A 14,457-nucleotide genomic window follows, 5' to 3' on the forward strand; every position below is an offset into this window, starting at 1 on the left:
CACAGGAGGTTGCAAGCGGCGCGCTAAAGCAACTTAGAACCGGAGCCGCGCCGGGACGAGCTGGAGAAAATCGCGGAAGGGATTACGGCGTCGATCAAACGCCGGCTGGTTGGATAAGCGCCAGGGAAAAAAGCCGCGTTATCGGGAAGCGGGAGCCCTACTCGACGTGATAACCGGCAGCAAGCCGCTGCCGGTTTCAACTACGCTCCTTTAACGGTCCATTTGCTGGATGCCCGCAAGTCGCCACGCCCGGTCGCCGTGTGCGCTCCTGACTAAGTGCCAGATCTCCTGGAACGGCTGAGCGGTCTGTGCGTCGTCTTCCCGCATTTGACCGTAAAAGCGAACGCTGACCAGGGCTTCATCCGCATTGCTTTCCGCGCCCAGCACCTCGGCATCGAGCTGCGTGACTTCCGTAACGCTCGGCTGGCCGCCCCGGGCTTCCAGATCCTGCTTGATTCGGGCGAACATCTCTGGCGTCGTCAACTCGAACAGGTCACCCTGCTCGTTCCGATCCCACGCGCCTTGAAGACGGATGAACATGGTCTTTGCCGATGCGAGAAACACGCCCTGGTGTGGCCCGAGCGGAAGATCCGGCACCTTCACCGCGTCGGCCGCGCCGGTTGAATCCATCGCTGCGTGCGGCCAGTTCCGGAGATTCGCTTCAGGCTGCGCTTGCCCGATCTGATTCAGAAATGGTGAGCCGTTCGTATGCTGCCGGTTCGCGGCCCCGTGTCCATAAGCGAGATCCGGACGACGCCGGTTGGCGATAAAGCGGAACAGCATCACCCCGGCCAAAATCACCAGTCCGATGAGCAGCGCATTCGACAGCATTTGCGCCAGCCCTTCAGCCAGGCCAAACGACGACAGCAACGCCGCAATGCCCAGGCCAGCGGCGAGGCCGGCGAGCGGGCCCATCCAGCGGTTACCCGCCGCGGCAGCAGGCGGCTGCGCGGCCTGCTGCGCCGGTTGAGCCTGCTGGCTTCGTTGCCCTTGCCCGGATGGCGACGCCGCTTGCGACTGGCGCCCGATACTTTGACTGCCGCCCACCCGCTTCGCTTCTACATCGTTCGACGCCACGGCGCCGAGGGCAAGCAGTCCCGCCAGACCGAGCGCCGCCGTCCCGCGCATAACCGCACCGGCAGCACGCCGAAGTTGATTGACGAATTGCGTGAACATAAAAGTGCCTCTTTTGATGAGTCAAGGGGGCTGCTCGCATCGCGCTCTTCATCGTCGCGCAAAAAAACATTACGAACAGTAATATTATTGGGCCGTCATACTTACAGCCGATTGCGGCTGCAATCCACTATGGGTGACCTCAAAACTGGTGCCGTGGATGTAGTGCTCCAAGTGCCGGATCGTGTGTTCCTGCTCGGAAATCAGGTTCTTGATCAGGTCGCCGATCGACACCATTCCGATCACCTGCCCTGCCGTAATCACGGGTAGATAACGTATCCGGTGCTCAGTCATGAGCGCCATGCATTCGTCGGTTGTTTGCTGCGGGCTGACGCAACGCACCGCCGTCGACATGATGTCGCGCACCGGCGTATCCCTTGATGAACGCTCCATCAGAACGATCTTCCGCGCGTAATCACGCTCTGTGACGATGCCGGCCACGCGCCCTTCGTGTGCAACGATGAGCGCTCCCACGTGCCTGTAAGCCATGATCGCGATCGCGTCGTAAACCGACGCGGATGCCTGCGTGGACCACACTGTCTGGGAAACTTTTGAACGAAGGAATTGCGCAACCGATGCCATATGTCACCTCTGTCAGTTGTCGTTAGCCGCTCGCTGGCGCCCAAGTACGAGGCTTAAATCTAACCGAACCCGAGAGAACATAAAATTCGTATTTTTGTTGTCAATGTTTCGAGAAAATCGTAGCTTTGATTGATCGACGGAGGGGACGTGAACTTCAAGCACCTGCATTACTTCTGGATTGCGGCGCACGCGGGAGGGATCGTCCGCGCTGGCGAGCAGTTGCATATTTCGCCCCAAACGCTCAGCGGCCAGATCAAACTGCTCGAAGAAGCGCTGGATAAAAAGCTGTTCAGGAAGAGCGGGCGCACGATCGAGCTTACAGATGCGGGCCGACTGGTGCTCGACTACGCGGACGAAATATTCTCGCTGGGCTCGGAACTGGAGAGCGCGGTGCGACGCGAGAACGAATCCGGCGCGCAAACGCGGTTTCGCGTCGGGATCGCGGATTCGGTACCGAAAGCAATCGCCTACCGGCTGCTGGAACCAGCGCTGAACGCTTCCGTGTCGCTGCGTATGATCTGTCACGAAGGCAAGCTGCATGCGCTGCTCGCGCAACTGGCCTTGCACCGCCTTGACCTGATCATTGCGGATGCACCCATTCCCGCCGACGTCAACATCAAGGCGTTCAATCACCGGCTCGGCCGTTCGACGCTAAGCTGCTTCGGTGCGGAGGCGCTGGTCCAGAGCGGCAGGAAACGCTTCCCGTTGTCGCTCGGTCAGTTGCCGGTGTTGTTGCCCGGCACGGAATCCGCAGTGCGCCGCAAGCTGGATCACTGGCTGGCGTCGCATGCAATTTCGCCGCGTATCATCGGCGAGTTCGACGACGGAGCGATGACCATGGCGTTCGGCCGTGAAGGCCGCGGTTTGCTGTTCGCACCAACAGTGCTGGAGAGCCAGTTACAGGCAGAACACAAACTGACGGTGGTCGGGCAGATCAACACCATCGTCGAAGAGTTCTTTGCGATCTCGATCGAGCGCCACATCAGTCATCCGGCTATCGCGATGATCATGGACGCGGCGCGCAGTGAATTGTTCAATGGCTAGACGGCCCGGCTTCTTCTGTAGACAGCGCGCTATCTTCGAGCATTCACAAGTGGTTGCTGCTCCGCGCGACCGGTACGTTCTGTGCAACGCCGTATGCAAACGATGGCGGCCGGCGTGTCGATTGGTGTCCTGGCAGAGTTGAACCGCGCTTCAGCGCCCGACGTCAGCAACGCAATGCCGATGGCCGCCGCCTCTGCGGCGCGAAATACACGACGGCTCACTGGGTTAACTCACCGGACATCCTATTAAAGAAAAGAGTAATATTACAAAGTGTAATATATGTCGCGGTGAGCTACGAGTGAAACGTCGTCAAGGATAGCCACGGCGAGCAACAGTGGCTATCTGGCTGTCTTCCCTCGGGGGCGAGCCCAAGTGAACGGTTGTCATGACGTCTCCAACCAGTTTCATGTGAGGTTGCAATGAAGATACTATTGCCGGTCGACGGAAGCGACTTCACCAAGCGGGCGCTCGATTTCATCGCAAGCCATGGCACGCTATTCGGCCCAGGCCATACCTACATGACGCTCACCGTTGTTACCCAAATTCCTGCCCACGCCCGTGGATTTTTGGAACGTGACGTCGTCGAGGCGTATTACCGAGAGGAAGCGGAAAATGTGCTTGCACCCGTGCGCGAGTTCGCAAGCCGGCATTCACTCTCGATGACGACGCACCATGTCATCGGTCACGCTGCGGAATGCGTCGCTGCATTCGCCAAGGCGCAGCAACCGGACCTCATCATAGTGGGATCACATGGCCACTCGGCGATTGCCAACCTCGTCCTTGGATCCGTGGCAGCGGGCATATTGGCGCGCTGCGCTATCCCGACTCTCATCGTTCGCTAGTTCAAGAATCGCTACAAAGACGGCCCGATAAACACGCAGCGCTGCCGACTCTTTGGTTTCGCTCGCAACCGGCCATTCGTTGAGCACGGGACTCGATCGGATGCGGATAACCGCTCCGGCCGGGATGAGAACGCAATGGGCGAAGCGGGCGCCCTATCATGATCGCCCGGCGAGTCCGGTGGATACGTGTTGCCGCGAAGCAATCCTGATGCGCGAGACGAGCCAGGCCGCCAGCACGAACCACACCGCGGCGACGACGAACGCGGCGACGTAGGCGGGTCCGGCACCGGCAAACCCCTTGACCCATGACAGCATCCACCCGGTCGCGGCAGGGCCGAGGATCTGCGGTAGCACCATCGACACCTGCCAGATGCCCATGTCCTTGCCGCTGGACGCATCGTCGGGCAACACTTGCAGCGCGAGTGCCCAGTCGACGGCTTGATAGGTGCCGTAAGCGGCGCAGAAAACCAGCCCGACCGTGATCACCAGCAACAGGTTCGGATGCAACGCCAGGAGGACAAAGCCGATTGCAGCCCCGGCCATGATCCAGCTTGTCAGGCGGACGACGGGAACGACGCCGTGGTGGTCGGCGAGCCGTGCGCCCAGCAGGCTGGCCGGGATCGCCAGCACCACGCCGACACCAAGCAGCCCATTCAGGAGATTGGTCGGATGACGAATGCCGATCACGTCCTGCAGGTAGTACAACATGAAAGTGAAGATTGACCAGATTCCCATGTTGCCGAACAGGCGGGTTACCAGCACCCAGTAAAAGTTTCGGTGGAGGCGTGGATCGAGATAGAACGAGCGGATGAACGCGAAGAGCGCGAACGGTTCACGGGATCCGGCGGGCGTCGGCTCGCGCGAGCCGGAAAGCGTCAGCCACAGGCAGAGCAACATGATCGCAATGAACGTGGCAACCGTGGGATAGAGGTGACGCGGAGAATAGAGCGCAACGAGCACCACGTTGCCCGTGATGGTGCCGAGCACGGTCATCACGTTGAGCCACGCGCTCGCCCGGTTGGCTTCCTGTTTCGGCACGACATCGGGCACCAGCCCGGCGTACGGACCCGCCGCCCAGTTCCACCAGAATTGGAGATGCAGGAACGCGAGTGCATACAGCCATACGCTCCCCGCGCCGTTGAATGAAGCAAGCCATACCAGTGCGACCGAGGTGCCGAAGACCCCGACGACGAGAAAAGGTCGCCGACGTCCATGTTTTGCGGAGCAGCGATCTGAAAGCGCCCCGGCCAGTGGCGCCACGACCATCGCAATGAATGCGCCGGACGCAATGACGGAGCCGGCCACGCCTTCCTTTAACGCGGCATCGCGTCCGAGCATTTCGGCAACCTGTGCCGGCACGAGCACCGGAACGACCGTCATCCATTGGGTAAAGAGCGCAAACCACAGCGACGCGATCTGTATGTGACTGAGCGTCGACAGGCGAGGGGCCGGCGCTCTGGGCAACTCATTCCGGGCTGGACTGGATAGGGTCATGTCAGAAGTCCATGAGCGTCGCACAGCGAGCCCGAAGCCGCACGGCGGAGGAAAATTTTGGCAGATGCTGTGAGCTGGTCGATCACGATGGGGCGTCGTGCGATTTGCTTCCCGCTCGATGCTTCCTTCCTGGCGAGGCTATCGAGAAAAATTAGAACACTGATCTCGCTTATGCAAGCGAGCGCAGTGCGGCGTAGCAAAACCGCAGAAACAGAGGGCGCCCGCCTGGGTATTTGCTTGCAAAGCCTGCGATCAGCGGATGCGCCCTGGCGGCGGCTTGGGAGTCCGTGCAATCAATTGCACGTGCTGCTCAGGGATTGGCTATTTTGGCACCTACATCGGGCAGCTATCGGGCCAGCAGTTGCCGTTCATCCGACCCACAAAAGCCGTTATTCGAACGGCCGATCCACTCGGCCTTGCTGACGTTAGACCCGTGACCAGGCCGCACCTGCGGTCCGGCGCTCCAGTTGCTATGCTAGTCACCATCGACCAGCACGGGAGCGAGCTTGGCCAACCCGGATGTTCTCGATAGCGACCAAAAGACTGCGCACATCGTCGCTGCGCAAGCGAGCCCGTGTGACGAGCTCATCATCCGCACGCAGCCCACCGCGGTCGACCGCCCGTGCCGGCGCAAGCGTCTTGCGCTCGCCGCAACGATCCTCGGCACCAGTATGGCGTTTATCGACGGCTCCGTCGTCAATGTCGCGCTGCCCGCCATTCAGAGCGAACTCGGCGCGAGTGTCGCGGCGATGCAGTGGATCGTCAATGCCTACCTGCTCTTTCTCGGGTCCCTCGTGCTGGTGGGCGGATCGATGGGCGACAAGCTCGGCCGCCGCACGGTGTTTATCGCGGGCATCGGGGTCTTCACGCTGGCGTCGGCCGCGTGCGGGCTCGCGCCGAACGCGGGTTCACTGATCGCCGGGCGCGCGGTGCAGGGCATTGGCGCTGCGCTCTTCGTACCCAGCAGTCTCGCGATCATCGGCGCCGTATTCGAAGATGAAGAGCGCGGACGGGCAATCGGCACCTGGGCGGGCGTCGGCGCGATCACGTCGGCGCTGGGGCCGGTGGCGGGCGGCTTGCTTGTCGACGCGTGGTCGTGGCGCGCGATCTTCTTCCTCAACGTCCCGCTTGCAGCGGTGACGATTGCGCTCGCGATTTCGTCGGTGCCGAACAGCCACAAGCTCGATGCGCCTCAGCAGTTGGACTGGCCCGGCGCGCTGAGTGCGGCAGCGGGGCTCGCCGCACTCACCTATGGCCTGACCCAGGCGTCGGCGCGTGGCTTCGCGCATCCGCTCGTCCTGTGCTCGATCGGCGCCGGCGTGCTCGTGCTGGCCGCATTCGTGCTGATCGAAGCGAACAGCCGTGACCCCATGATGCCGCTCGACGTGTTCCGCTCGCGCGATTTCACCGGCGCCAACCTCGTCACGCTGTTGCTTTACTTCGGTCTGGGCGGCGCACTGTTCTTCCTGCCGTTCACGCTGATCCGCGCACATGGCTACACCGCAACCGAAGCGGGCGCGGCGCTGCTGCCGGTGCCGGTCATCATCGGCTCGTTGTCGCGCTTCACCGGCGGCCTGACGAGCCGCTTCGGTTCGCGGGTCCTGTTGAGCGCTGGCCCGGGCGTCGCGGGAATCGGGTTCGTGATGCTCGCGCTGCCATTCGTGCGCGGCAGCTATTGGGCGGGATTTCTCCCTGCGCTCGCCGTGCTCGGGCTCGGCATGACCATCACGGTCGCGCCACTCACGACGACCGTGATGGGCGCGGTGCCGGCCGACCGCGCAGGTGTCGCCTCCGGCATCAACAACGCGGTTGCACGCGTGGCGAGCCTGCTGGCGATTGCGGTGCTCGGCATCGTGTTCGTGTGGTCGCACCAGGCGGCGCTGTCCGCGCGGCTCGACGAACTTCACGTTCCTCAGGGCGCGCGCCAGACCGGGCAGTTGCTGGAGCCGCACGCGCAAGCCGGCGCGGCAGCCGGCGATGATGCCCACACGCCGCCCCAGACACCCTTGGCGCGGGCGGAAGCCGACGCCATCGCTGACGCGCTGGGCGCCGTCGCGCTGGTGTCCGCCGCGTGCGCGTTCGCCGGAGCGGGGCTCGCCTTGGCGACCATCCAGCCCCGCAAGTGATGTGCTTCGCGTCGTCGGACGCGTCTGCTTGCGGCATCCATACTTCAATCTCCGGGTAGCGATTATGCGCGGCGCGCACAGCCAGTCGGCCGGCGTGCCCAGCGCTTGCGCGCGCTCTATCAGTGGCATGTGCGGCAAAGTGAAGGCGGCGAGATGCAAGCGGCTGGCGCGGTGTCGCGGAACGGGTTTGATAAACGAACTGCGAACAGAAAATACTTCGCAAATGACGGCAGTGTCTATACTGAAGGCAAAATGTAATTTATAGCGGCATCATTGGCGATTTGGCGAATGGTTAAGCGCGTGTCGGATAGGGCCCGCACGTCGAGCGAGGGGAGGTGTCATGTTCAAGCATCTGCTGGTGCCGACCGACGGCTCGGCACTTTCCGAAGTCGCCGTTCAGATGGCGGTGACGTTCGCCGCTGAAAATCACGCCTGCGTTACGGGACTTCATGTCATGCCGGAGTTTCATGTTCTGGCGTATGGAATCGAAATGCTCGCGGATACCGAGGAGAAATTCGTTCAGGTTCACAGGGAGCGTGCAGAGGCCTTTCTCGCCACTGTCACGAAGGCGGCAAGCCAGGCGAGCGTGAGATGCGAAACCGTTGCCACCACCCGCGCTCATCCCTATGAAGCGATCATCAGCACCGCCACCGAGCGAAATTGTGATCTGATCGTGATGGCGTCCCACGGCCGCAGCGGTGTGCGAGGCCTGTTGATCGGCAGTGAGACACAGAAGGTACTGACTCATAGCGCTATTCCCGTTCTGGTGGTCCGGCAGTCGACACAGACAGGCGTAGTGGGCGAAGCGGGAGCCGGCACGCAATCGACAACATCGAAGTCTTCGCCGCCTCATGGATTTATCATCGGGCGAATTCAGCGTGCAGTCACTCCGGCACGGTCAACTTGACGGAATCGCTGGCCGGCGTCAGTCAGCCAAAAATGCTATTGAAGCGGGATACTAGTCAGGCCGATTTGCTTGAGTTGACGATACCTCAACCGCTACTTGTGGGCCGTGCGCGAACGCCCAAAACCCTGTGCCATGCTGAAGGTGGCGCCATGCCGAAAATTTATTGGATGCTGGAAAGGATCGCGTTCTCGCTCGTCGTGCTGTTGGCGCTTGCATGTTTCGGCTTCATCGTATGGCAGAAGAATCCCGGCATGACGTTGGCGATTCAGACGGGCGGCGAATTGTTGATGCCAAACAGTGAACATTTGCTCGGCTGCATGGCGCCGGATCAAGGCGCTTGTGAGCGGATGTTGATCGAACTGAGAACACCGGACAAGAACTGATTGGTACGCGATATAAACGGACATGGGTGTCCGGCGTGTTCCATGAAGTCGCGTGATCGATGCGAGTCAGCGCGCGCTTTTGCAGCGAGCGCAAACGTCGAACCATCGAACGCTCGCGCTACACAGGCAATCATCGTGGCTTTGTTCAGTCGTGGTTCGCGTAGAGCGGACGTTTGTACAAACGCTGGGGAGCCTCACGGTTACAGATCTGGCCACACCGATGGAAGCGGCGCGCTGGGTGCTGTCCTCACGGCGGAGCACGAAGGGCAATCGCGAATTGCGGCGGCTTGGGGCTGGGTGTAGCCTGTTTTTCGCTGGAACCCGTAGTGCCGCGAAGCGGGCAAGTTGGTGGGCGGCAAAACACTGAAGAACGCCGGCAGGTGAGTGGCGCGGGAATGATTCTGCCATGCGTTGTTCGACAGAGGGAGACGTCATGAACAAGCTTGCGTCCATTCTCGTGTGGGGGGTGCTGGCCGCTGTCGGCGCCTTCGCCTTCGCCAGGCTCGCGCTCGGGCGCGGTGAAAGTGTGAATGCCGTGTGGCTCGTGACTGCTGCGCTCATCGTTTATTTCATCGCATACCGGTTCTACAGCAAGTTCATTGCCGAACGCGTGCTGCGGCTCGACGATACTCGCCAGACGCCGGCCGAGCGCCACGACGACGGTATGGACTACGTACCGACTAACAGGTGGGTGCTGTTCGGCCATCATTTCGCCGCAATCGCCGGCGCCGGTCCGCTGGTGGGTCCCGTGCTGGCAGCGCAGATGGGCTACCTGCCCGGCACGCTGTGGATCCTCGCGGGCGTCGTGGTGGCCGGTGCGGTGCAGGATTTCATTGTGCTTTTCGCGTCAGTACGCCGTGACGGCAAATCTCTTGGCGAGATGGTCAAGATGGAACTGGGCCCGGTTCCCGGCTCGCTGGCTCTCGTCGGCGTACTCGCGATCATGATCATCATTCTCGCGGTCCTGAGCCTGGTGGTGGTCAAGGCGCTAACGTCCAGCCCGTGGGGCCTCTTCACCATCGCGGCGACGATACCGATCGCGCTGCTGATGGGCGTCTACATGCGGTTTATCCGCCCGGGGCGGGTAGGAGAAGCGTCCCTGTTCGGCGTCGTACTTTTGCTCATCTCGATCGTACTCGGGAAGACGGTCGCCAACGATCCCACCTGGGGATCGGTCTTTACCCTGACCGGCCCGCAACTGGCGTGGGCTCTCATTCTGTACGGCGCCATCGCCTCCAGCCTGCCGGTCTGGCTGATGCTCGCGCCGCGCGACTACCTGAGTACGTTCCTGAAGATCGGCACGATCATAGCGCTCGCGGTCGGCATCTATGTGGTCGCGCCCACGCTTTCGATGCCACGGACCACGCGCTTCATCGACGGCACCGGACCCGTGTTCTCCGGCGCGCTCTTTCCTTTTCTGTTCATTACCATCGCCTGTGGCGCGGTCTCCGGCTTTCATGCACTGATTTCCTCCGGCACCACGCCGAAGATGATCGAGCGTGAGTCGCATATGCGTCTGATCGGATTCGGCGGCATGCTCGCCGAATCGTTCGTCGCGATCATGGCGCTGACGGCGGCCTGCGTGCTGCATCCGGGCATCTACTTCGCCATGAACGCACCGGCGGCAATCATCGGCACGACCGCCGCGCAGGCGGCGCAAGTCGTGTCGAACTGGGGATTCGTGATCACGCCGGACCTGATCAACCAGACGGCCGTGAACATTGGAGAAACCAGCATCCTGTCGCGCGCCGGCGGCGCCCCGACGCTTGCTGTCGGCATGGCGCAGATTCTCGGCCAGGCCCTCGGCGGTCAGACCATGGAGGCCTTCTGGTATCACTTCGCCATCCTGTTCGAGGCGCTGTTCATCCTGACAGCCGTGGACGCCGGCACGCGGGTCGGCCGCTTCATGATCCAGGACATGCTAGGCCATGTCTATCGGCCGCTCGGCGACACCCAACTCCTGCCCGCGAACCTGCTGGGCACCGGCCTCTGCGTGGCTGCCTGGGGCTACTTTCTCTATCAGGGCGTGGTCGATCCGCTCGGTGGCATCAACACACTCTGGCAGCTTTTCGGCGTGGGCAACCAGATGCTCGCCGGCATTGCCCTGCTGCTCTGCACGAGCGTCCTGGTGAAGATGAAGCGGGAGCGCTACGTCTGGGTGACGCTGGTGCCGACCGCGTGGCTCCTGATTACCACGCTCACTGCTGGAATTCAGAAGATCTTCCATAGCGACCCGCGTATCGGCTTCCTTGCGCTGGCGAACAAGTTCAGTGACGCCGCCGCGCAGGGGACCGTACTCGCTCCCGCCAAGTCGATTGCGGAAATGCAGCGGGTCGCCTTCAACAACTATCTGGATGCGGTGGTCTGCGGCTTCTTTGTCGTGCTGGTGCTGGCGATGTGCGTCTTCGCCGTCACGATCTGCTTGCGGGCGCTGCGGCAGGCACACCCCACCGTCAACGAGACGCCTGTTGTCGTACGCGCCAAGGGGGCTTGATCATGAAAACGATCTTCAATGGCAAACTCGCGGCGGTGCCGGTTCGGGGCGCGAACGCCGGGGCCGTGAGCAACGCACTGGGGACACGGCTATCGGAGCTTGCGCGCACCATGCGCGGAGCCTGCGCGCAGATGTTCGGCATTCCGGACTATGAACGCTATGTTGAGCACATGGCCTCGCGCCACCCGTGCGATCCGCTGCTCTCGCGACGTGAGTTCTTCATCTTGTCCATTGATCGGAAATACGGTCGTAATGGGCCGAGGTGCTGTTAGCGCGGCTCGTGGCCTTCATAATCGTGCGTTTTGGCAGAATTCGCACAAGTTAATCGCCGAGCATCACGGGACTGAGATTGTTTCGGTCGGTGCATCCGGTTTACGGCTTCTGCAGGGGGTTGGGTCGGATCGGTCGATTGCGAACGACGCTGTCCGGGCCACATTGAGCCGTCCGTGTGGTACGTCTACCGGTCATTCGAATGTCGGCTAGTGAGCCGCGTGCTTATATAGCTTTGCTGTGCACTAGCCAATGACGTCCTGGCTGTATGGACACATACCACGGCAGCGGCTGTTGCCCTGACTCATCTGAAGTGGAGGGCCGCCCAGCGCACGCCTCGTCACGACTTCGCATCTTGACCTCGGTTTTCCAGGCGTCAAAGGGTAAATTGCGCACGGTCGTCACATAGAACGCTGATCTGCTGGGTCGCCGCGCGTCGGGGATGATCTTGCATATTTCCTTGAGAGGAACGCGCGTGTCGGCTGCTCGACGTATTTCGTCAAGACAATCGCGCTTAGAAGCGTGACAGCGCATGATACTAACAAGGGAACTGCAGTGGACCCGTTCGGCTTTCCGACGAGCATGAACACGGCTCGTCCTATGGGAAAATGAAGAAGGTAAATTGGGTAAGAAAGCCAGCCCAAAAAGCGTGCGATTTTCATCTCGAAAGGGACAGCGCAGGACACGTTTGCGCCAACCATAACAAGGCAGGGCGCAACGCAGAAAATCATAAGCAGCGGGTACAGGCCGCGAACCGCGAACGGAAATACAAACACCATGAGTGCGACGGCGTAAAGGTAGTAAGTATGTCGAAACACCCAGTTTGGAACTGCTTCGAGAATGTGGCGACAGGCATTCGAATTTCTTACGTCATAAAGGAAGACGCCGACAACAAACCCGAATGCTACCTGGTAGAACCCACCAACAATTCTGTCTTCTCCCCACCCCTGCTGAAAATCGATTATCGAACGCCCATGGGTCTCGAAACTCACCAGGGCTCCTGTTATCAAAAACATGATGCCGCTGACGATGATGATCTTAAGCATGACGCCCGTATTTAACCGAACGAGAGTAACGAACGCGATACTCGCCACCATTTCGTAGAAAAGCGACCAGGCCGGTGGGTTCAACGGGAACAGCACACCGGACGAAGGATCCATGGCAGGAAATGCGCTCAACACGGCCGCTTTTGCAGTAACGAAGCTGCCTATGTATGGAGTAAAGAAAAATTGATAGGCGGTTGCAGAAACAACGCTTCGCATCGGATACGACGATATCCCCAGCGCTCCTGCCTCAATCATGACGGGCAGACCGATCAGCAGTGAAATAAGAAGCATCGGGTACAGGCGGATGAAGCGTCTCTTTATATATTCGACGCCCGTCATGCCGCCAAGAAGTCGTGCCCTGTACGAGTGAGCGATAACAAAGCCACTCAGCATGAAAAACAGGTCGACCGCCACATAGGCGTTCTGGAACAGCGTGGTTTGAAAATGCCCTAGCATTACTGCGATGGCGGCGACGCCTCTCAGGCCGTCGAGCGCGTCGTATCTATTGTTCATTGCAACCCCACATTTCTGCAAAAAAATATGGAGTCTTTGGGACGCCCGCTTCGGCATCCATTACAAAGTGTGCGCCAATCATCGTTTAACCATAGCAATGAAAGTAGGGTCCTCACACGCGAAAACCTCCACGTTTCACGACTTATCTTCGCGATTTTCTGCCAGGCGGCGGCCAATCGCTGCATGCGAGGATTACAGAGTTTTCCGCAATAGCCCGAAATACCACCGGCGGCCTCCGCTAAAGGAGCATACGAATCGCTGCGAAATAGCTTATTTCCGACACCCGGAACAATAGGAAATGGCCTCGCTGCCGCAAAGAGATTCGGCGGGCTGGCCGTCGAACAACGGTTTAATCATGCAAGTGTGAACGGCCGCTGCACAGTCAAATCACGACGTCACGCCGCGCCGCGAATACCGGCCGGATCGGGTCGGCTTGGGACGCCAACGCGCCGCGTCGGCGCAAGCTCGCGGGTTGATGCGAGCGGTGAAATCGTGCCCGCGGATCGCACGCCACTTCGATAGCGCCTGACCTACAATGTAAGCATGGTCGCTACCCAATTAGGAGGCTGCCATGACCCAGTCTATGATCTACTTCGTTGTCGGCCTGGTGGTCTTGTTGGTCGCCGCGTTCATGGTGGCGCAACGTTACAGGCGCGATCACCCCGAAGAGGGGATGGCTCAGTGGCTTGACTCGCACCATATGGGTTGGATGCACCGGCACAAACATTGATGCCACATTGCAAAATGAAAGGCCCGGCGTTCCAGCGGGGCTTCACGCGATAGCTGGGAGCACACGATCATCGGCAGTGGTTCTCCCAGCAGGGGTCGTGACGATGACAGACTTCAACGTGCCCAACGCCCCCTGATAAAGCGCTTCGAAATAGCGGCGTGGGCGCGGGCCTTGCCTTCAGTGGCTGCACTCCCGGTGATCATTGTCGATCTTCCCGCCGGGACAGCCATCCATGGTTGTCGCCAAGGAGCGCACCATGACGTTGACGCTAACGTCGCAAGCCTTTCAACAGAACGGCGAGATTCCCGCGCGGCATACCTGCCAGGGCGCCGATGTATCGCCGCCGCTCGCGTGGTCCGGCGTGCCCGCAGACGCAAAAAGCTTGGCGCTGATCGTCGATGACCCTGACGCGCCGGACCCGGCCGCGCCGAAAATAGTCTGGGTCCATTGGGTGCTCTACAACATCCCGCCCACGGCAACCGGGCTGCCCGATGGCGCTGCCGCGCAGGCTTTGCCGGGCGGTACCCTCGAAGGCATCAATGACTTCAAGCGTGCCGCTTACGGCGGCCCGTGCCCGCCCGTGGGACGACACCGCTATTTCCACAAGCTGTATGCGCTCGACACTGTACTGCCCGATTTGAAAGCGCCCACCAAGGCGGCGCTTGAAAAGGCCATGCAGGGGCACGTATTAGCGCACGCGGCGCTAATCGGCATCTATCAGAAGCGATGAACGACGCGTCGTTGCATCGGTGCTCAGAGCAAAGGAAATCCCGTGGCGCCGACTTTATTCACGCGCGTCAGGCAGAGAACAGCCCATCTTCAGACGTTTGTCGACGCCGTTGCGCGAACGTTC

Annotated in this window: 13 protein-coding genes; 9 read left to right on the top strand and 4 right to left on the bottom strand. The window is 60.7% G+C overall.

What is annotated here, in order from left to right; all coding sequences use genetic code 11:
* Positions 1 to 210: 210 nt before the first annotated feature.
* Both FVF58_RS07260 and FVF58_RS07265 read right to left on the bottom strand, forming a co-directional pair.
* Positions 211 to 1,176: a Tim44 domain-containing protein gene (locus FVF58_RS07260; protein ID WP_149669226.1), complete on the bottom strand. Its 966-nt coding sequence runs from the start codon at positions 1,174 to 1,176 to the stop codon at positions 211 to 213.
* 84 nt (positions 1,177 to 1,260) lie between these two features.
* A complete protein-coding gene (locus tag FVF58_RS07265) occupies positions 1,261 to 1,755 on the bottom strand; it encodes a CBS domain-containing protein (protein ID WP_149669227.1) in 495 nt (164 codons plus the stop codon).
* A 147-nt stretch (positions 1,756 to 1,902) separates the two neighbouring features.
* Here FVF58_RS07265 and nhaR point away from each other — a divergent pair, with 147 nt between their 5' ends.
* The gene (gene nhaR / locus FVF58_RS07270) at positions 1,903 to 2,799 is read left to right on the top strand and encodes a transcriptional activator NhaR (protein ID WP_149669228.1); all 897 of its coding nucleotides are present in this window, start codon (positions 1,903 to 1,905) and stop codon (positions 2,797 to 2,799) included.
* A gap of 419 nt (positions 2,800 to 3,218) precedes the next feature.
* Positions 3,219 to 3,641, top strand: a complete 423-nt coding sequence (locus FVF58_RS07275) for a universal stress protein (protein WP_149669229.1) — start codon at positions 3,219 to 3,221, stop codon at positions 3,639 to 3,641.
* Between the two features lie 156 nt (positions 3,642 to 3,797).
* On the opposite strand, the gene FVF58_RS07280 is transcribed toward FVF58_RS07275, so the two are convergent.
* Positions 3,798 to 5,135: an MFS transporter gene (locus FVF58_RS07280; RefSeq protein ID WP_149669230.1), complete on the bottom strand. Its 1,338-nt coding sequence runs from the start codon at positions 5,133 to 5,135 to the stop codon at positions 3,798 to 3,800.
* A gap of 506 nt (positions 5,136 to 5,641) precedes the next feature.
* Here FVF58_RS07280 and FVF58_RS07285 point away from each other — a divergent pair.
* From FVF58_RS07285 to FVF58_RS07305, 5 genes are all read left to right on the top strand, one after another.
* The gene (locus tag FVF58_RS07285) at positions 5,642 to 7,261 is read left to right on the top strand and encodes an MFS transporter (RefSeq protein ID WP_149669231.1); all 1,620 of its coding nucleotides are present in this window, start codon (positions 5,642 to 5,644) and stop codon (positions 7,259 to 7,261) included.
* Between the two features lie 340 nt (positions 7,262 to 7,601).
* Positions 7,602 to 8,168 (top strand): universal stress protein, encoded by a 567-nt coding sequence (locus FVF58_RS07290; RefSeq protein WP_149669232.1) that lies wholly within the window; start codon positions 7,602 to 7,604, stop codon positions 8,166 to 8,168.
* Positions 8,165 to 8,551 (top strand): hypothetical protein, encoded by a 387-nt coding sequence (locus tag FVF58_RS07295; RefSeq protein WP_149669233.1) that lies wholly within the window; start codon positions 8,165 to 8,167, stop codon positions 8,549 to 8,551. Before FVF58_RS07290 ends, FVF58_RS07295 begins: the two co-directional genes overlap by 4 nt.
* A gap of 433 nt (positions 8,552 to 8,984) precedes the next feature.
* Positions 8,985 to 11,045 (top strand): carbon starvation CstA family protein, encoded by a 2,061-nt coding sequence (locus FVF58_RS07300; protein WP_149669234.1) that lies wholly within the window; start codon positions 8,985 to 8,987, stop codon positions 11,043 to 11,045.
* A 2-nt stretch (positions 11,046 to 11,047) separates the two neighbouring features.
* Complete coding sequence (locus tag FVF58_RS07305; RefSeq protein WP_149669235.1) at positions 11,048 to 11,317, top strand: YbdD/YjiX family protein; 270 nt, start codon at positions 11,048 to 11,050, stop codon at positions 11,315 to 11,317.
* Positions 11,318 to 11,716: 399 nt separating this feature from the next.
* On the opposite strand, the gene FVF58_RS07310 is transcribed toward FVF58_RS07305, so the two are convergent.
* Positions 11,717 to 12,874, bottom strand: a complete 1,158-nt coding sequence (locus tag FVF58_RS07310) for an acyltransferase family protein (RefSeq protein WP_149669236.1) — start codon at positions 12,872 to 12,874, stop codon at positions 11,717 to 11,719.
* 571 nt (positions 12,875 to 13,445) lie between these two features.
* On the opposite strand from FVF58_RS07310, the gene FVF58_RS51250 reads away from it, so the two are divergent.
* The gene (locus FVF58_RS51250) at positions 13,446 to 13,604 is read left to right on the top strand and encodes a hypothetical protein (RefSeq protein ID WP_188130737.1); all 159 of its coding nucleotides are present in this window, start codon (positions 13,446 to 13,448) and stop codon (positions 13,602 to 13,604) included.
* 256 nt (positions 13,605 to 13,860) lie between these two features.
* The gene (locus tag FVF58_RS07315) at positions 13,861 to 14,334 is read left to right on the top strand and encodes a YbhB/YbcL family Raf kinase inhibitor-like protein (protein WP_149669485.1); all 474 of its coding nucleotides are present in this window, start codon (positions 13,861 to 13,863) and stop codon (positions 14,332 to 14,334) included.
* The last annotated feature ends 123 nt before the right edge of the window (positions 14,335 to 14,457 follow it).

This window comes from Paraburkholderia panacisoli (genome assembly GCF_008369935.1).
Taxonomy (GTDB): Bacteria; Pseudomonadota; Gammaproteobacteria; order Burkholderiales; family Burkholderiaceae; genus Paraburkholderia; species Paraburkholderia panacisoli.